Here is an 18343-nt window from a genome sequence, read left to right on the forward strand (position 1 = left end):
AACCGGCCGCATCAGCGGACGTGCCACGGGCCGGAGCCGACCCGCCACGGGGCCGACCGGAGCCACGGCCACCCATGGCACCCGCCCGGGCCGGTCACCTCCCGCGAACCGGAAGGGCCCGGGCCCGTGAACAGGACCGGACGGCCAGGACGGACGATTCAGACCGGCCATGACCGACGGCCTGGACGGACCACGACCGACGACACGGACGGGCCACGACGGACGACACGGACGGATGACGACCGATGGCCGGGACGGGTGACGGCCCGGAATCCGGACCGCTCACCGGCCCGTCCCTGGCAGGTCATCGCCCGGGCAGGACCGGCCGGCGGCAGACCCCGACGGGGGCCCGGCGCCGACGGCCGGTCCGACGTCAGTCGGTGGCCGACACCGCTTCATCGACCGAGGTGTGAATCGGGAACACCTTGGTGAGACCGGTGATGCGGAAGATTTTCAGAATGCGCTCCTGGTTGCACACCAGGCGCAGGGAGCCCTCATGGGCCCTTACCCGCTTCAGGCCGCCGACCAGCACGCCGAGCCCGGTGGAGTCGAGGAAATCCACGCCCTCCATGTCGACGACGAGGTGGAAATTCCCGTCGTTCACCAGCTCGACCAACTGCTCGCGCAGCTTGGGCGCGGTATATACGTCGATTTCGCCACCGACCTCGACGACCGTACGATCGCCGACGGTACGGGTCGACAGGGACAGGTCCACGGATCCTCCAGCACCTTGCTATCGAGCGCTCGCCCCTCGGGCACCTTGTCTTGCGGCCCCCGGGACGTATCGCCAGCCGCGATGGCATTCAATCACTTACCGGCAGGCGTGCACGACGCCTTGGCTCCATTGTCCGTCACTCCAGTGACACACTCGGTGCCGATGGCCAAGAATCACCGATCCGATCACTCCCCGGCGACCACGGCTTCCCGCCCGTCTCCCGGGACGGTCCTGGACCGGCTCGCCTCCGGGCCGAGCCGGTCTGCGCGCATCACTCATACGGAGCACTTGCCCCCGCGTGCGGGCCGCCATGCCGTCTGGCCTCACCGGATTCGCTCAGAAGTGATCGCGGCCGTACAGGCGTGCGGAATCGAGCACCCCTGGGCACACCAGGCCCTGGCCGCCGAGCACGCCCTGGACGGTGATTCGGTGGTCGTCGCCACCGGCACCGCCTCCGGCAAGTCCCTCGCCTACCTGGTGCCGGTCCTCTCCACCCTCCTGGAGGGCTCCGAAGCCCCGAACGGCCGCGGCGCCACCGCGCTGTACCTGGCGCCCACCAAGGCCCTCGCGGCCGACCAGTGCCGGTCGGTGAAGGAACTTTCACAACCTCTCGGCACGGCCGTACGCCCAGCCGTGTACGACGGCGACACACCGTTCGAGGAACGCGAGTGGATCCGCCAGTACGGCAACTACGTCCTCACCAACCCGGACATGCTGCACCGCGGAATACTCCCGTCCCACTCCCGCTGGTCCTACTTCCTGAAGTCGCTCAGGTACGTCGTCGTCGACGAGTGCCACACCTACCGAGGCGTGTTCGGCTCGCACGTCGCCCAGGTGCTGCGCCGCCTGCGCCGCCTGTGCGCCCGCTACGGCTCCTCCCCCGTCTTCCTGCTCGCCTCGGCCACCTCCGCCGAGCCAGCCGTCGCCGCCCGCCGGTTGACCGGCCTGCCGGTGGTGGAGGTCGCCGACGACGCCTCCCCGCGCGGCGAACTGGTCTTCGCGCTGTGGGAGCCCCCGCTCACCGAGCTGCACGGCGAGAAGGGCGCACCCGTACGGCGTACCGCCACCGCCGAGACCGCCGACCTGCTGACCGACCTCACGGTGCAGGGCGTGCGCTCGGTGGCCTTCGTACGGTCCCGGCGCGGCGCCGAGCTGATCTCGGTGATCGCCCAGGAGAAACTGGCCGAGGTCGACCGCTCCCTGGTCCGGCGTGTCGCGGCCTACCGCGGTGGTTACCTCCCCGAGGAACGCCGTGCACTGGAGCGCGCGCTGCACTCGGGCGAACTCCTCGGCCTGGCCGCCACGACGGCCCTGGAGCTCGGTGTGGACGTCTCCGGCCTGGACGCGGTCGTGATCGCCGGCTATCCGGGGACACGCGCCTCCCTGTGGCAGCAGGCGGGCCGCGCCGGCCGCGCCGGTCAGGGTGCCCTCGCGGTCCTCGTGGCGCGCGACGACCCACTGGACACGTTCCTCGTCCACCATCCCGAGGCCCTGTTCCACCAACCGGTGGAATCCACCGTCCTCGACCCCGACAACCCCTACGTCCTCGCCCCGCACCTGTGCGCCGCCGCCGCGGAACTCCCGGTGACCGAGGAGGACCTGGACCTCTTCGGCCCCGCCTGCGCCGACGTCCTCGCGCAGCTGGAGGCCGCGAAGCTGCTCCGCCGGCGAACCAGTGCCTGGCACTGGACCCGCCGCGAGCGGGCCGCCGACCTCACCGACATCCGCGGCACCGGCGGCCGTCCCGTGCAGGTCGTCGAGTCCGGTACGGGCCGCCTGCTGGGCACGGTCGACGCGGGCGCCGCGCACTCCTCCGTCCACGAGGGCGCCGTCCACCTGCACCAGGGCCGCACCTACCTGGTCCGCTCCCTCGACCTGGAGGACTCGGTGGCCCTGGTGGAACGCGCCGACCCGCCCTACTCGACGGTGGCCCGCGACACCACCGCGATCTCCGTCCTGGAGACGGACACCGAGGTCCCCTGGGGCACCGGCCGCCTGTGCTACGGCTCCGTCGAGGTCACCAACCAGGTCGTCTCCTACCTCCGCAGACGCCTCATCACCGGTGAGGTGCTCGGCGAGACGAAGCTCGACCTCCCTCCCCGCACGCTGCGCACCCGCGCGGTGTGGTGGACGGTCACCGAGGACCAGCTCGACGAGGCCCGGATCACCCCGGAGATCCTCGGCGGCTCCCTGCACGCCGCCGAACACGCCTCGATCGGCATGCTGCCCCTCTTCGCGACCTGCGACCGCTGGGACATCGGCGGAGTCTCGATCCCCCTCCACCCCGACACGCTCCTCCCGACCGTCTTCGTCTACGACGGTCATCCCGGTGGCGCGGGCTTCGCCGAGCGCGCCTTCCACACCGCACGCGCCTGGCTCACCGCCACCCGCGAGGCCATCGCCTCCTGCGAGTGCGACGCCGGATGCCCGTCCTGCATCCAGTCCCCCAAGTGCGGCAACGGCAACGATCCCCTGCACAAGCGCGGCGCGGTACGCCTGCTCACGACGCTCCTGCGAGGAGCCCCGGAGGAGCAGCCGGAACCATCCCCTTCGAACGAGGGCAACTGATCGGGACTGACCCGGTACCGGTGCGGGCCGATCTCGGCACCGGCACTTGTGCCGGCGGCTGATCGGCCTGGCCCCCCTTCACCTGGGCAGGCGCGCGGCCGGAGACTCGTCCGGCAAGATGGGCGAACCGGGGTCAACCGGTCCCGCCGGTCCCGCTCTCGCCCTGATCTCCGCTGTGAAGGGCCCGCTCCCGGATGCCACCGAGACGTCCGAGGTCTCACCCACGATCACGCACCGGACCAGACGTGTCCCCTGCGCTGCCGCCACCCGTTCGGCCCGGGCGCAGGCCGCTGTGCCGCCGCCGGCCCAGCCGTCCGCCGCCGCGAGCGCCGCCAGGTCCGCACCGCCTGCCGCCCTGTGCCGGACGACGACGGCATGCCCGAGAGCCAGTACCCCGCCGAACACCGCCAACAGGACAGCGATCGCCCCCAAGCTCCATACGGTGGCGGATCCCCGGTCGGACTCCCGGTCGCGGCCGGGAAGACCACGCTCCGCGCCCCGTCCCGTGCCAGGGCGCCGTTGACCCGTTTCCTCCCTTCGCCGCTCCGCGTCCTCGCCACCGAGACAACCCCCAGCGTCGGTGTTCCCCCGTCCGCCGTTCCGCCCACGCCGATGTCTCATGGCCTCGCCTCCCCCGCTCCCGCCATGTCCTCGGCGAGTGCCACGGCCTCCTCCCGCACCTCGAACGGCAACCCGTGCAGCACCGGTGGTTCGGCTACCACCGTCACCCGCACCCGCTCGCCCTCGCGTGCCACGCTCACCCGGGCTCCCGCCGGCGCCGCGTCCCGGGTCACGGTCACCACCGCGTCGGCCGGGTCCTGCCGGGCGGCGGCCCGGGCGCCCGTGCGGGCGGCGTCCACGCACTGGATCTGGGCCACCACGACGAGCAGCCCCCAAACCAGTGCCATCGTGAACGCCACCAGCACGGACAGCACCACTGCGGTCTCCGCGGTGACGAACCCCCGGTCCCCGCCTCGGTCACATCCGCGCACTGAGGGCCCTCTTCACGATGCCCTGGAGCTCCGCCCGGACCTGGCCGCTGGTGACGACCTCGTAGAGCAGCAACGCGAACCCGACGGCCGCGATGATGCCCATCGCGTATTCGGACGTCACCATTCCGGTGTCCTGCCGGCACACCCTGCGCACCCGGACCGCCGCTTTCCTGATCTTCCTGTTCATCGTCTTCCCGTTCCTCTCGATCCCGTGAAGGTCTGTCGTCGCCGTTCCCAGCGCCTACCTGACATGTGGGTCCTGGTCCGCTCTCGTGCTCCTCACCTCCCTCCCACCACCCCGCCCGCCAGTCCGATCACGACGGGCAGCACGCCTACGGCGATGAACGCGGGCAGGAAACACAGGCCGACCGGCGCGGAGATCAGTACGGCCGCGCGGCGCGCCCGGGCCGTCGCGGTTCGGGCCCACTCCGCCCGCGCGTCCGAGGCGAGGCGGGCGACCGGGCCGGCCGCGGGGACCCCGGTCTCGTCGGCCCGTTCCAACAGCCGCGCCAACCCGCCCGCCCCGGGCAGTGCGGCCAAGCCCCGCCACGCCGCCGCGGGTTCACCACCGAGCCGGACCTCCGCGGCACCCCGCGCCAGTGCCTGCCCGACAGGTCCGCCGAGGGCCTCGCCGACCGCGTGGGCGGCGATCACCGGACCGGCACCGGCCGCGATGCAGGCGGCCAGCAGATCGGCGGCGAGCGGAAGCCTGCGCGCGGCCCCCGCGGTGTCGACCGCCTCTTTCGGCCCGGTCGCCGCCTGGTGGTTCCGCCACCGCCACAGGACCACGCCCAGGCCGATCCCCAGCAGGACCCCCGTGACCCCGCCGGCCAGCACCCACACCCCGCACGCCGCACCGGCCGAGGGCAGCCACCGGCGTACGGCACCCGGGATCGCGAACGACGCCCCGGTCGCGGACGCCTCCATGTCCAGCAGCTCGATCACCCGGCGCCGCGCCAGGCGCCGTCTCCGCGCCAGCCCGAGTCTCCGGGCTCCCCAGCCGAGAGCCAGCACCCCGGCCACGGCCATCCCCAGCCTGTGGAGGACTTCCCCGCTCATACCGCTTCCGTCCTTTCCGCATCGTTCACACGGCGTCCCGCGCGCCGCACCGCACCGCATCCCGTGCCGGGACCGCCTCGAACAGCACCCGCCCATGCCCCGCGTCGGTCGCTCACACCGCCTCGGCGCCCCGCACGATCCGCATCGCCCACCACGTCCCGGCCGCCTCGAGCACCGCCCCCACCGCCAGACAACCGAGGCCGGCACCGCTGTGCAGCAGGACTTGGAGCGGATCGGCGCCCATGGCCGCGCCGAGCAACAGACCGAGGACGGGAAGGGCGGCGAGCAGTACCGCCGTGGCCCGGGCGCCCGACAACTGGGCGCGCAGGTCGGCACGCTGGTCCCGCTCGGCGCGCAGGGCACCGTCCAGCCGGTCGAGGCCGCCGGCGAGTCCGGCGCCCTGGTCCACGGCCACCCGCCAGCACGCGGCGAGTCCGAGCAGGCCCTCGGCGCCCGGTTGCCGGGCCGCCGTGGTGAGTGCGCCGGGCACGTCCCCGCCGAACCGGGCCGCCGCGACCACGGCCGCCTGCGCGTCACCGAGTCCGCGCGAGTCCCGTGCCGCCCGAAGCAGCGCCTCGCCCGGCTGCCGTCCCGCCCGCACCTCCCCGGCGAGCGCCCCGCACAGGGCGATCACCGCGTCCACGCGCCGTTCCCGGATGCGCCGTGCCTGCTGGGCGAGCCGCACCCGGCGGAGTACCGGCACTCCGGCCGCCCCCGCGACGACCGGCAGTACCGAGGCACCCAGCAGGCCGATCACCAGCCCCGCGAGGAGCGCCGCCCACTCGGGCCCCCACCGGGCGCGCAGCCGCCGCAGTTCCGCCAGCGCCTGTTCCCAGGCGGGGGGCCCGGTCGCCACCGCCCCGCCACCGGCGAACAGCCGCCGGGCACGCCGCAATCCGTGATGCCGTCCGCCGAGCAGCCAGGCCATCGCGCCGAGACAGAGCAGCGCGCCCGTCGTCGTCCCACCGGTCACCTCAGTCACCTCGGTCACCTCTCTCCCTCGTCCCCGAACTCGTCCGCCGCACCGAGCAGTCGCCGCAATCGCTCCCACCCCCGCTCCCGCACGAAGGCCCGCTCGCCCCACCGCAGGGCGGGCACCGTCCGGACCAGCCCCGTGGCGTCCCGGTCCAGCACATGGACCTCGGCGATCCGGCGCCGCCCCGACCGGTCGCGTGCGAGGTGCACCACCACGGACAGGGCCGCCGCCACCTGGCTGTGCAGCGCGGCCCGGTCCAGGCCGGCGGCGGTGGCCAGCGCCTCCAGCCGGGCCGGCACGTCCGTCGCGGTGTTGGCGTGGACCGTGCCGCAGCCGCCGTCGTGCCCGGTGTTGAGGGCCGCGAGCAGGTGCACGACCTCGGGTCCGCGCACCTCACCGACGACCAGCCGGTCCGGCCGCATCCGCAGCGCCTGCCGCACGAGGTCCTCGAGGGTCACGAGACCGGCACCCTCCTGGTTGGCGGGCCGGGTCTCCAGCCGGACGACGTGCGGGTGATCCGGTCTCAGCTCGGCCGAGTCCTCGGCGAGCACGATCCGCTCGCCCGGCCCGACCAGCCCGAGCAGCGCACTGAGCAGGGTCGTCTTGCCGCTTCCGGTGCCGCCGCTGACGAGGAAGGACAGCCGGGCCGCGAGCAGTGCCCGGAGGAAGCGGTCGCCGCCGGGCGGCACCGTGCCGGCCGCGACGAGTTCCTCGACGGTGAAGGCCCGCGGCCGCACCACCCGCAGGGCCAGGCAGGTGCAGCCGACGGCGACCGGCGGCAGCACCGCGTGCAGCCGGGTCCCGTCGGGCAACCGGGCGTCCGCCCACGGCCGGGCGTCGTCCAGCCGGCGGCCGGCCACGGCTGCCAGTCGCTGCGCGAGGCGTCGTACCGCCGCCGCGTCGGGGAAGGTCACCTCGGTCAGTTCCAGGCCGCCGCCGCGGTCCACCCACACCCGGTCCGGGGCGGAGACCAGGACGTCGGTGACCCGGGGATCGGCGAGCAGCGGCTCCAGCGGGCCACTGCCCACGAGTTCGGATCTCAACTGCTCGGCCGCTCCGAGGACTTCCGCGTCGCCCAGCACCCGCCCCTGTTCACGCAGTGCCTGGGCCACGCGCGCCGGAGTGGGTTCGGCGCCGCTCTCGGCGAGCCGGCGGCGGACGCCGTCGAGGAGGGCCGCGCCGTCGGCCAGGTCGAGCCCGGGCAGGCTCATCGGATGCCTCCCGCCTCGACCAGGGCACGCTCCCAGAAGTCCGCGCAGAACCGGGCCAGTGGACCGCGCCCGGTGGCGCCCGGGGGTTTCGCGCCGCCCTGCGGACGCAGCAGCGCCGGTTCGACGGGCACCTCCCCCGCCAGCGGCAGACCGAGCAGCCGGGCCACCTCCTGGTCGCCCAGACCGGGCGCGTACGGCCCGCGGACGGCCACTCGCAGGTCGCGTACGACCATCCCGACGGCGGAGGCGACCCGGCCGGCCGCCGCGACCGCGCGCAGCTCGGCGGGGACCACCAGTACGGCCAGGTCGAGCTGGGCCAGGGCCTCGGCGACCTCGTCGTCCAGGCGGCGGGGCAGGTCGACCACGACGGTTCCGCCGCGCCGCCGGGCAGCGGCCAGTACCGCGCGCACCGCCTGGGGCGGGACGGCGACGCAGTCGCCCCGGTCCCAGCTGAGCACCCGCAGGGAGTGCAGTTCGGGCAGCGACTCCTCCAGGGCACCGCCGCCCACGCGGCCCCGGGAGGCGGCGAAGGCGGGCCAGCGCAGCCCCTCCGCGCTCTCGCCGCCGAGGAGCACGTCGAGTCCCCCGCCCAGCGGATCGGCGTCCACGAGCAGGGTGCGCAGGCCTTCGCGGGCGGAGGTGACGGCGAGCGCGCAGGCCAGGGTGGAGGCCCCGGCACCACCGCGGCCGCCGATCACCCCGACGGTGAGGGCCGGTCGGCCGATGCCCTCGGCGACGTCGGCGATGCGGTCCACCAGCCACTGTTCTCCGTCGGGGAGCATCAGTACGTGGTCGGCGCCGAGCTGGACGGCTCGTTTCCATACCCCCGAGTCGTCCTGGTCACGGCCGACGAGCACGACTCCGGGCCGGCGCGCGGCCCCGCGCACCCGGTGGGCGGCATCGTCCCCGACCAGTACGAGCGGTGCCGACTCCCAGTCGTCGACGGATTCCGGTACGCCGTGGTGGACCTCGGGTGTGGCGCCTGCGGCGGCGCACAACCGCAGCAGATCGTCCAGCAGGGCGGCGTCCTCGGTGACGATGAGCGGTCGTCCGGGCCGCTCTCCGGCTCCGGCCGGCGGATCGTGGGTGACGGTTCCGGTCACGGTGTTCCCCCTTCGCTGCGCGGGGCCGCACGACCCCGCGGCCACGCGATTCCCATAGATGTGGAGAACCGGCGAACGGCCCCCATATGAACGGCCGATAGGAACCGGCCGTACGCGCTCGGGCAATCGGAACCGGCCATGAACTCGCCGCGGCCTGAGCGCGTGGGAATCACAGTGCGGCGATCCGCGAAATAATGTGGATCTTGGTCCAAAACTGTGGACGGCGCGGGCCCTGTGAATATTTCCGTCACCCGTACCGGTGGCCCGCGTGCCGATCCGCGCGCGGTTTCCCCAGCGCAGCGCGACAATTACGCACAGTGAGCAATCATGGGCATACGCGGACCCGGGACGGAACGACACGATGCCGGCCGCACGGTCGCGGGAAGGAAGGAGAGGACGGGCAAAATGCGTCCGGACATGCGACGACCCCCGCCGGGGGGGAGAGCGGGGGTCGTCCCCACGGCCGACTCGGGGGGGAGGAGTCGGGCCGGGTTAGCACGGTCGCGAACGATCCGTGACTTCCATGGTGTACCCGAGAGGCCTCTCAGGCAAACCCACGCGCCACACCTTACGCCGAATGGTGGGCGCCTATGCTCGGGGACGTGGAAAACCACTCCTTGCCCCGCGCGGCAGCCTTCTTTGACCTGGACAAGACGGTCATTGCGAAGTCGAGCACGCTCACCTTCAGCAAGTCGTTCTACCAAGGCGGCCTGATCAACCGCAGGGCCGCGCTGCGTACCGCGTATGCCCAGTTCGTCTTCCTGGCCGGCGGTCTGGACCATGACCAGATGGAACGGATGCGCGAGTATCTGTCCGCGCTCTGCCGCGGCTGGAACGTCCAGCAGGTGCGAGAGATCGTCGCCGAGACCCTGCACGAGTTGATCGACCCGATCATCTACGACGAGGCCGCCTCCCTCATCGAGGAGCACCACACGGCCGGCCGCGACGTGGTGATCGTGTCCACGTCCGGTGCCGAGGTGGTCGAGCCGATCGGCGAACTACTGGGCGCGGACCGGGTGGTGGCCACCCGGATGGTCGTCGGTGAGGACGGCTGCTTCACCGGGGAGGTGGAGTACTACGCCTACGGCCCGACCAAGGCGGAGGCCATCGAGGAGCTGGCGGCATCCGAGGGATACGACCTCGACCGTTGCTACGCCTACACCGACTCGGCGACCGACCTGCCGATGCTCCGCGCCGTCGGGCACCCGCACGCCGTGAACCCGGACCGCGCGCTGCGGCGTGAGGCCCTCGCGCAAGGATGGCCGGTGCTGGAGTTCCGCCGCCCGGTGCCGCTCAAGAAGCGGCTGCCGGTGCTGTCCGTCCCGCCGCGCCCGGCGCTGGCCGCGGCGGCGGCCATCGCGGCGGCGGGGGCGACCGCGGGCCTCGTCTGGTACGCCAGCAAACGCCGCGGCACCGCCTGACGATCGCCCGTTTCCTCCTTCTTCATCCCCATGCGTAAAGAAAGATGAGCAAGGGTATCGCTTTGTCGTGACTTGGGATACAAAGGAGTCATAGGCCCGCGAGACCAGAGGACATCCGAGAGGATCCCCTACCACTACGCACACGGCCCCACGGACCTCGCATGAACACCGCGCACCCACGCGACGTCGACCCGTCGATTACGGGCCAGCCGCACCAGGTGACGGGCAAAGTCCCCGGCCTGATGGGCATCTATCGAGGACGCTTGGTAACCCGGTGACCATGCCAGCGGCGGTACGAGAACTCGTACCGCCGCAACCCTGTCCGGGGAATTCGTCAGGCCGCGCCGCGCTGGAGCGCCTCGCACACCGCCGTGGACTCCCGCACTCCCAGCTCGACCGCCCGGCCGCAGTGGGCGATCCAGGCCGCCATGCCCTCGGGCGTGCCGGAGACGTACCCGTCCAGCGCGGCCAGGTAGGAGGCGCGGCCCAGTTCGGCGTGGCCGACCTCGGCCGGGCAGACCGCCTTCGGGTCCAAGCCGCTGCCGATCAGCACGATCCGTTCGGCCGCGCGCGCGACGAGACCGTTGTGGGACACGAAGGGACGCAGCGCGAGCAGTTCGCCGTGCACCACGGCGGCCGTCACCAGGGCGGGCGCGGAGCTTCCGGCGATGACCAGGTCCGCCAGCCCCTCCAGCCGGCCCGAGACCTCCGCGGCGTCCGGCAGCGCGAGCTCGACCAGCGGCTCGTCCACCTGCTCGCCGGCCTGACGCGGGCGGCCGACCTCGTCCCCGGTGTCGGCCGCTGCCACCAGGTGCAGGCGGGCCAGGACGCGCAGCGGCGACTGGCGCCAGACGGACAGCAGCTGTCCCGCCTCGGCGGTGAGGCGCAGGGCGGCACCCAGGACACGGGCCTCGGCGTCGGCGCCGAAGTCGGTACGCCGTCGCACCTCCTCGAGGGCCCAGTCGGCACCGGACAAGGCCGCCGAGCCGCGCGAGCCACGCAGGGCCGCCTCGGAGGTGATCTCGTTGCTGCGGCGCCGCATGACCCGGTGCCCGTAGACCCGGTCCACGGCCTTGCGCACGGATTCCACGGACTCGGCCACGCCGGGCAGTGCGCCCAGGGCCGCGAGCGGATCGGCGGTCGCGCCTGTCGTACTCATGAGTACGACAGTACGCACCCCACCGGCCGACCCCACGAAGGAGTGGTCTTCTTCACGTACGCGTGACACGCACAGCTAATGCGCGACTACTCTTGGTGAACATGAAAATTGCTTTCGTCGGGAAGGGCGGGAGCGGCAAGACCACTCTCTCCTCCCTCTTCGTCCGCCACCTCGTGGCCGCCGGCGCTCCGGTGGTCGCCATCGACGCGGACATCAACCAGCACCTCGGACCCGCGCTCGGCCTCGACGAGAAGGAAGCGGCGGCGCTGCCCGCCATGGGCGAGCGGCTGACGCTGATCAAGGACCATCTGCGTGGCACCAATCCCCGCATCGCCTCCACCGCGACGATGATCAAGACGACACCGCCCGGCGAGGGTTCCCGGCTGGTTCGGGTCGCGGATCCGAACCCGATCTACGACGCCTGCGCGCGTCCGGTGGAACTCGACGGCGGCGCCGTCCGTCTGATGGTCACGGGCCCCTTCACGGACGCCGATCTGGGGGTCGCCTGCTACCACTCCAAGACCGGAGCGGTGGAGCTGTACCTGAACCACCTCGTCGACGGCCCCGACGAGTACGTGGTGGTCGACATGACGGCCGGTTCGGACTCCTTCGCCTCCGGCATGTTCACCCGCTTCGACATGACGTTCCTCGTCGCCGAGCCGACCCGGAAGGGGGTCTCCGTCTACCGTCAGTACAAGGAGTACGCCCGCGACTTCGGCGTGGCCCTGAAGGTCGTCGGCAACAAGATCCAGGAACAGGACGACATCGACTTCCTGCACGCGGAGGTCGGTGACGACCTGCTCGTGACCGTCGGGCGCTCGGACTGGGTGCGCGCCATGGAGAAAGGTCGCCCGCCCCGCTTCGATCTGCTGGAGGAGGCCAACGCCCGCGCCCTGCGCGCCTTGCGGACCACCGCGGACGCCACCTACGAGCACCGCGACTGGGAGCGTTACACCCGGCAGATGGTGCACTTCCACCTGAAGAACGCCGAGGCCTGGGGCAACGAGCGCACCGGGGCCGACCTGGCGGCGCAGGTCGACCCCGGGTTCGTGCTCGGCGAGGGAGTGGCGACGCCGGCCTGAGAGCTACGACTTGTCCGCCGGCGCCCCGGGCACCCCCTTGGGCGCCGGGGCGGGGCGGCCGGACAGGAAGGACGCCCAGCCCTGCCGGGGCGCCTCGCCCACCTCCAGGGTGCGCAGGCGCTCCAGGGTCTTCGGGTCCTGGGCGTCGAGCCAGTCGGCCAGCTGGTGGAAGGAGACGCAGCGCACCTCGGGCTTGTTGCAGGTCTCCTTCACCACGTCCTCGACGGCGCGCATGTACGTGCCGCCGTTCCAGGACTCGAAGTGGTTGCCGATGATCAGGGGCGCACGGTTGCCGTCGTAGGCCCGGTAGAAGCCCTTGAGCAGGCCGTCGCGCATCTGGTCGCCCCAGTAGTCGAACTTGTCGGGGTCGCCCTGGGTCTCGGTGCCGGACTGGTTGACCATGAAGTTGTAGTCCATGGTCAGTTGCTCGTAGGTGTGGCCGGGGAAGGGCACGAGCTGCATGGACAGATCCCACAAGCCCTGCTTCTTCTTGGGCCAGACCTGGTTGTCGACTCCGCTGGAGTCGTAGCGGAAGCCCAGTTGGCGGGCGGCCTTCATGAAGTTCTTCTGCCCTTCCAGGCAGGGGGTCCGGGCGCCGATCAGCTCCTTGTCGTAGTCGAAGGGCAGCGGGGCCGCCCGCTGCATGCCGGTGTTGGTCTTCCACGACTTCACGAAGTCCTTGGCCTGGGCGATCTCGCTCTTCCACTCCTTCACCGACCAGGTGCCGACGCCGCCGTCGGGGCCGCAGAAGTGACCGTTGAAGTGGGTTCCGATCTCGTTGCCCTCCAGCCAGGCGAGACGTACCTGCCTGAGGGTGTCGGTGATGCCCTGCTCGTCGTTGAAGCCGATGTCGGAGCGGCCGGGCGCGTGTTGTGGCGGCCTGTACAGGTCGCGCTTCTCCTCCGGCAGCATGTACACGCCGCTGAGGAAGTACGTCATGGTCGCGTGGTTCTCCTTGGCGACCTTGCGGAAGTGGGAGAACAGCTTCTGGCTGTCCTCGCCCGCGCCGTCCCAGGAGAAGACGACGAACTGCGGTGGCTTCTGACCGGGTTTCAGCCGCTCGGGGCTCGGCAGGTACGGCTGGGCGCCGGTGTAGGCGGTGGAGCCGTCGCCGATCATCCGGAGCACGCTCTTGGGCGCGGGTGCTCCCTTCTGCGGGCCGGGCGCCCCTTCCTTGGCGCCGTCGGGGCCGGTCGCACAACCGGCGAGCGACGCCGCACAGGCCGCGGCGGCCATGGCGCCGACGGCGATCCTCTGGGTGGCGGCCATGTTCCGCCCACCTTCTTCCTTCTCTCGGACAAACGCTGACGAGGGCCTTTTGTGTTGGTGTGTCGGCCTTGCACCGACAGCGCCGTCAAGGTCCCACGGAGCCGAGAAGGAATTAATACGACAAGCCGATGAAATGACCACTTCACCCTGACGCGCGATTCACTAGGCCATTCGCCCCAGAAAGCTATGCCGCGCCTTTACGTGGCATTACTGTTCTTTTACCGAAAGCGATTCGTCCCGCCGCTGCACGCCGTGACCCACGGCCGCGACCGATCCCCGCCCCGTCGCCACGGGGTCCCATCCAGTCCGCGACCGCGCCGCCCCGGAGGAGACGGGAACATGCCAGCCTGCGCACCCCCTCACATCCAGCACCCCCAGCCACCGCAAGGTTCCGAACCGAAGCACCGCCGCCTCGCCGTCGACGGCGCCGACCTGTCCGCGGCCGTCGCGGTCTTCCTGATCGCCCTGCCCCTCTCCCTCGGCATCGCGCTCGCCACCGGCGCACCGCTCCAGGCCGGCCTCGTCGCCGCCGCGGTCGGCGGGATCGTCGCCGGACGGCTCGGCGGCTGTCCGCTACAAGTAAGCGGACCCGCCGCCGGACTCACCGTGGTGACCGCCGACCTGATCCAGCGCTACGGGTGGCGGACGACCTGCGGCATCACCGTGCTCGCCGGACTGGCCCAACTCGGCCTCGGCTGCCTGCGGGTGGCGCGCGGCGCGCTCGCGGTCAGCCCGGCCGTGGTGCACGGCATGCTCGCCGGCATCGGCATCACCATCGCCGTCGCCCAGCTGCACATCGTGCTCGGCGGCACGCCGGACAGCTCCGTCCTCGCCAACCTGGGCGCACTACCGGCGCAGTTGGCCGCAGTGGACCTGGCCTCCGTGGCGATGAGCGTGCTCACCCTGGCCCTACTGCTGGCCTGGCCACGTCTGCCCGGCCGTGCCGGTGGTCTGCTGCGCAAAGTGCCGGCCGCACTCGTCGCCGTAGCCGGTGCCGGCGTGACCGCCGCTGTCACCGGCCTGACCCTGCCCCGGGTCGACCTGCCGTCCTGGCGGAGCCACGCCCTGGCCGGGCTGCCCGGGGGGCCGGTGTCCGGCATCACCGCCGCCGTGCTCACCACCACCCTGGTGTGCAGCGTGCAGTCGCTGCTCGGCGCGGTGGCCGTGGACAAACTGGTCGCCGCCCGACCCCACCCCGCACCCCGGCCCGGCCGCGCCGACCTGGACCGGGAACTACTGGGCCAGGGAGCCGCCAACCTGCTGTCCGGTGCGCTGGGCGGACTGCCGGTCGCGGGGGTGGCGGTACGCAGCACCGCGAACGTGAAAGCGGGCGCCGTCAGCCGGAACTCCACGATGCTGCACGGCGTTCTCGTAGTAGCGGCCGCGCTGCTGATGGTCCCGGTCCTGGAGGAGATCCCGCTCGCCTCCCTCGCCGCCCTGGTGATGGCCGTCGGCATCCAGATGGTGTCCCCGCACCACATCCGCACGGTGACACGCCACCGCGAAGTGCCGGTCTACGCCTCGACCACCCTCGGCGTGGTGGTCCTCGGCGTCCTGGAAGGCGTGTTCCTCGGGGTCGCCGTAGCGGTCGCCGTCGCCCTGCACCGCCTGGCCCGCACCCACATCACCCACCACGAGAGAGAAGGAGTCCACCATGTGCGAGTCCAGGGCCAGTTGACCTTCCTCGCGGTGCCGCGGCTCAGCAGAACCCTGCACCTCGTGCCTCATGACGCCCATGCCGTCGTAGAACTGGACGGCTCGTTCATGGACCACGCGGCGTACGAGTCCCTACAGGACTGGCGCGGCACCCACACCGCGCGGGGCGGTACGGCCGAGGTGACGGGCCGGCGCGGGGGCATCCGCACCACCGGGCCGGACCCGGCGGCTGGGTGAGGGTGACAGCTGTGGACGACCTGGCGCACCTATCGGTCAGGAGCCACCGGCCTCTCCGGCAGCAGGCAGCCGGCAGGGGCGACGATCGGCGAGTCCGACGAGGCCGGACAGCGGAGCCGGTTGACAACTCGTCCGCAGCGTCGACTCGTTCCACCGATGGCCCGCGCTACCGGTGCGGGAGGGAGGGGAGGAGGAGCTCACGCTGTTCACCCAGGGGACCGAGCGGCTTCCGCGGCTCTGCCTCGGCCCGCAGCGAGTGACGGCTGACCGGATCGACGGCCGGCTCCAGCGGTCCCGATGACCCATTCGCGACCCGGGATGCCAGCCTCGCCTGCGAGCACCTGCCCCTGGCGAGGCACCCAGGGACGACTCGGTGGTCGCGGCCGTCGAGTGAGAAGTGGACGTGTCTTCCGGAGGCGCCCCATCACGGCGTGCGGGCGATCCCGACGCGGGGCGATGCCGGCCCTGCCGTCCGCCGACGCCGTCCGGGGCTCCGCTCCGCTGTGCCGACGCGTGCGGCACGGCCTGCCGCGCCGCACGCGGATGGCCGGGGAGCACCACAGCCGTCCGAGTCTGGCGGGGCGTGCCCCTGCGGACGAGGTGGAACGGCTGTACCTGACCGGCGCGGTCGGTCGGGCAGTCGGCGCACCGCGGGCGCACGGGCCGGTCCGCCCGGGCGTCGGCCACGGGCGTGCGGGCGCCGCACGGATGCACGTCGACGTGGCCGAGGCGCAGGCGTACCGCTCGCGCGGGCGGAGGAAGCGGCGCCGTCCGGGGAGGCTTGGAGGGATCGAGGGAGGTGGGGCGGTGCGCGGACTGGTGCGAGCGACGCGAATGAGATAGGTCTAAACCAATTCTGCCGTCGACCCTTGTCATCGGCCCCCCGCGTCTGATGAGCTGTGGACACAACGGACACCCTTGGAAAGGGAGATGTCGTGAGCAACGAGAGCCTGGCCAACCTGCTGAAGGAAGAACGCAGGTTCGCGCCGCCCGCCGACCTGGCAGCGCACGCCAACGTCACCGCGGAGGCGTACGAACAGGCCAAGGCTGACAGGCTCGGCTTCTGGGCCGAGCAGGCCCGCCGGCTGGCCTGGGCCAAGGAACCGACCGAGACGCTGGACTGGTCGAACCCGCCGTTCGCCAAGTGGTTCAAGGACGGCGAGCTGAACGTCGCGTACAACTGCGTGGACCGGCACGTGGAGGCCGGACACGGGGACCGCGTCGCGATCCACTTCGAGGGTGAGCCCGGTGACAGCCGTGCGATCACCTACGCGGAGCTGAAGGACGAGGTGTCCAGGGCCGCCAACGCCCTGCTGGAGCTGGGCGTCCGCAAGGGCGACCGGGTCGCGATCTACATGCCGATGATCCCCGAGACGGCGATCGCGATGCTGGCCTCGGCCCGGATCGGCGCCGCCCACTCGGTCGTCTTCGGCGGCTTCTCGTCGGACGCGCTCGCCACCCGGATCCAGGACGCGGACGCCAAGGTCGTCATCACCTCCGACGGCGGTTACCGGCGCGGCAAGCCGTCCGCGCTCAAACCGGCCGTGGACGAGGCGGTCCAGAAGGCGGGGAACGTCGAGCACGTGCTCGTGGTCCGGCGCACCGGGCAGGACGTGGCCTGGAACGGCGAGCGGGACGTGTGGTGGCACGAGCTGGTCGGACGGCAGTCCGAGGAGCACACCCCGGAGGCCTTCGAGGCGGAGCACCCGCTGTTCATCCTCTACACCTCCGGTACGACGGGGAAGCCGAAGGGCATCCTGCACACCTCCGGTGGCTACCTCACCCAGGCGGCCTACACCCACTGGGCCGTGTTCGACCTCAAGCCGGAGACGGACGTGTACTGGTGCACGGCCGATGTCGGCTGGGTCACCGGGCACTCGTACATCGTCTACGGTCCGCTGGCCAACGGCGCCACGCAGGTGATGTACGAGGGCACGCCGGACACCCCGCACCAGGGCCGGTTCTGGGAGATCGTGCAGAAGTACAAGGTCACGATCCTCTACACGGCGCCGACCGCGATCCGGACGTTCATGAAGTGGGGCGACGACATCCCCGCCAAGTTCGACCTGTCCTCCCTGCGCGTCCTGGGCTCGGTCGGCGAGCCCATCAACCCCGAGGCGTGGATCTGGTACCGCAAGCACATCGGTGCCGACCGGACCCCGGTCGTGGACACCTGGTGGCAGACCGAGACCGGCGCCATGATGATCTCGCCGCTGCCGGGGGTCACCGCGGCCAAGCCCGGTTCCGCGCAGCGCGCGCTGCCCGGCATCAGCGCCACGGTCGTGGACGACGAGGCGAACGAGGTGCCCGACGGGGGCGGCGGCTACCTGGTGCTGACCGAGCCGTGGCCGTCGATGCTCCGCACCATCTGGGGCGACGACCAGCGGTTCATCGACACCTACTGGTCCCGCTTCGAGGGCCGGTACTTCGCCGGGGACGGCGCGAAGAAGGACGACGACGGCGACATCTGGCTGCTGGGCCGGGTCGACGACGTCATGCTGGTGTCGGGGCACAACATCTCCACCACCGAGGTCGAGTCGGCGCTGGTCTCGCATCCGTCGGTGGCCGAGGCGGCCGTCGTCGGCGCCGCGGACGAGACCACCGGCCAGGCGATCGTCGCCTTCGTGATCCTGCGCGGCACGGCGTCGGAGGACGAGGCGCTCGTCGGCGCGCTGCGTGACCACGTCGGTGCCACGCTCGGCCCGATCGCCAAGCCGAAGCGGATCCTGCCGGTGGCGGAGCTGCCGAAGACCCGTTCGGGCAAGATCATGCGCCGTCTGCTGCGCGACGTGGCCGAGAACCGCCAGCTCGGCGACGTCACCACGCTGACGGACTCCACGGTCATGGACTTCATCCAGGCCAAGCTGCCGGCCGCGCCGAACGAGGACTAGGACC

Annotated in this window: 14 protein-coding genes and 1 pseudogene; 5 read left to right on the forward strand and 10 right to left on the reverse strand. The window is 72.1% G+C overall.

Annotated elements, in window-relative coordinates:
- Positions 1-373 precede the first annotated feature (373 nt).
- Positions 374-715 carry an anti-sigma factor antagonist BldG gene (gene bldG, locus ACIQVT_RS29370; RefSeq protein WP_121787637.1) on the reverse strand — a complete coding sequence of 114 codons (342 nt, stop codon included), beginning with the start codon at positions 713-715 and terminating at the stop codon, positions 374-376.
- 81 nt (positions 716-796) lie between these two features.
- Here bldG and ACIQVT_RS29375 point away from each other — a divergent pair, with 81 nt between their 5' ends.
- Entirely contained in the window at positions 797-3283 is a 2487-nt protein-coding gene (locus tag ACIQVT_RS29375; protein WP_403760603.1) for a DEAD/DEAH box helicase, read from the forward strand.
- A gap of 78 nt (positions 3284-3361) precedes the next feature.
- On the opposite strand, the gene ACIQVT_RS29380 is transcribed toward ACIQVT_RS29375, so the two are convergent.
- The 7 genes from ACIQVT_RS29380 to ssd form a co-directional block, all read right to left on the reverse strand.
- Complete coding sequence (locus tag ACIQVT_RS29380) at positions 3362-3715, reverse strand: Rv3654c family TadE-like protein (protein ID WP_403760606.1); 354 nt, start codon at positions 3713-3715, stop codon at positions 3362-3364.
- Between the two features lie 185 nt (positions 3716-3900).
- The gene (locus ACIQVT_RS29385) at positions 3901-4275 is read right to left on the reverse strand and encodes a TadE family type IV pilus minor pilin (RefSeq protein WP_403760611.1); all 375 of its coding nucleotides are present in this window, start codon (positions 4273-4275) and stop codon (positions 3901-3903) included.
- Entirely contained in the window at positions 4262-4462 is a 201-nt protein-coding gene (locus ACIQVT_RS29390; protein ID WP_403760614.1) for a DUF4244 domain-containing protein, read from the reverse strand. Before ACIQVT_RS29390 ends, ACIQVT_RS29385 begins: the two co-directional genes overlap by 14 nt.
- Before the next feature lie 92 nt (positions 4463-4554).
- The gene (locus ACIQVT_RS29395; protein ID WP_403760617.1) at positions 4555-5334 is read right to left on the reverse strand and encodes a type II secretion system F family protein; all 780 of its coding nucleotides are present in this window, start codon (positions 5332-5334) and stop codon (positions 4555-4557) included.
- Between the two features lie 112 nt (positions 5335-5446).
- Positions 5447-6262, reverse strand: coding sequence for a type II secretion system F family protein (locus tag ACIQVT_RS29400; RefSeq protein WP_403761043.1), 816 nt, complete (start codon positions 6260-6262; stop codon positions 5447-5449).
- A 59-nt stretch (positions 6263-6321) separates the two neighbouring features.
- Positions 6322-7521, reverse strand: a complete 1200-nt coding sequence (locus ACIQVT_RS29405) for a TadA family conjugal transfer-associated ATPase (protein ID WP_403760620.1) — start codon at positions 7519-7521, stop codon at positions 6322-6324.
- The gene (gene ssd / locus ACIQVT_RS29410; protein WP_403760623.1) at positions 7518-8624 is read right to left on the reverse strand and encodes a septum site-determining protein Ssd; all 1107 of its coding nucleotides are present in this window, start codon (positions 8622-8624) and stop codon (positions 7518-7520) included. Before ssd ends, ACIQVT_RS29405 begins: the two co-directional genes overlap by 4 nt.
- 590 nt (positions 8625-9214) lie before the next feature.
- On the opposite strand from ssd, the gene ACIQVT_RS29415 reads away from it, so the two are divergent.
- A complete protein-coding gene (locus ACIQVT_RS29415) occupies positions 9215-10045 on the forward strand; it encodes an HAD family hydrolase (protein WP_403760626.1) in 831 nt (276 codons plus the stop codon).
- A 334-nt stretch (positions 10046-10379) separates the two neighbouring features.
- Here ACIQVT_RS29415 and ACIQVT_RS29420 read toward each other — a convergent pair whose 3' ends face one another.
- Positions 10380-11204, reverse strand: a complete 825-nt coding sequence (locus tag ACIQVT_RS29420) for a Fic family protein (RefSeq protein WP_403760628.1) — start codon at positions 11202-11204, stop codon at positions 10380-10382.
- A 101-nt stretch (positions 11205-11305) separates the two neighbouring features.
- Here ACIQVT_RS29420 and ACIQVT_RS29425 point away from each other — a divergent pair, with 101 nt between their 5' ends.
- On the forward strand, positions 11306-12286 hold the full coding sequence (locus tag ACIQVT_RS29425; protein WP_403760632.1) for an ATP-binding protein: 981 nt from the start codon (positions 11306-11308) through the stop codon (positions 12284-12286).
- Between the two features lie 3 nt (positions 12287-12289).
- Here ACIQVT_RS29425 and ACIQVT_RS29430 read toward each other — a convergent pair whose 3' ends face one another.
- Entirely contained in the window at positions 12290-13555 is a 1266-nt protein-coding gene (locus ACIQVT_RS29430) for a hypothetical protein (RefSeq protein WP_403760634.1), read from the reverse strand.
- A gap of 339 nt (positions 13556-13894) precedes the next feature.
- Here ACIQVT_RS29430 and ACIQVT_RS29435 point away from each other — a divergent pair.
- Together ACIQVT_RS29435 and acs are read left to right on the forward strand one after the other, a co-directional pair.
- A pseudogene (locus ACIQVT_RS29435) lies at positions 13895-16291 on the forward strand (SulP family inorganic anion transporter).
- A gap of 92 nt (positions 16292-16383) precedes the next feature.
- Complete coding sequence (gene acs / locus ACIQVT_RS29440; protein ID WP_403760637.1) at positions 16384-18339, forward strand: acetate--CoA ligase; 1956 nt, start codon at positions 16384-16386, stop codon at positions 18337-18339.
- Positions 18340-18343 lie beyond the last annotated feature (4 nt).

The sequence above is a fragment of the Streptomyces sp. NPDC100445 genome (assembly GCF_044759735.1).
GTDB lineage: Bacteria > Actinomycetota > Actinomycetes > Streptomycetales > Streptomycetaceae > Streptomyces.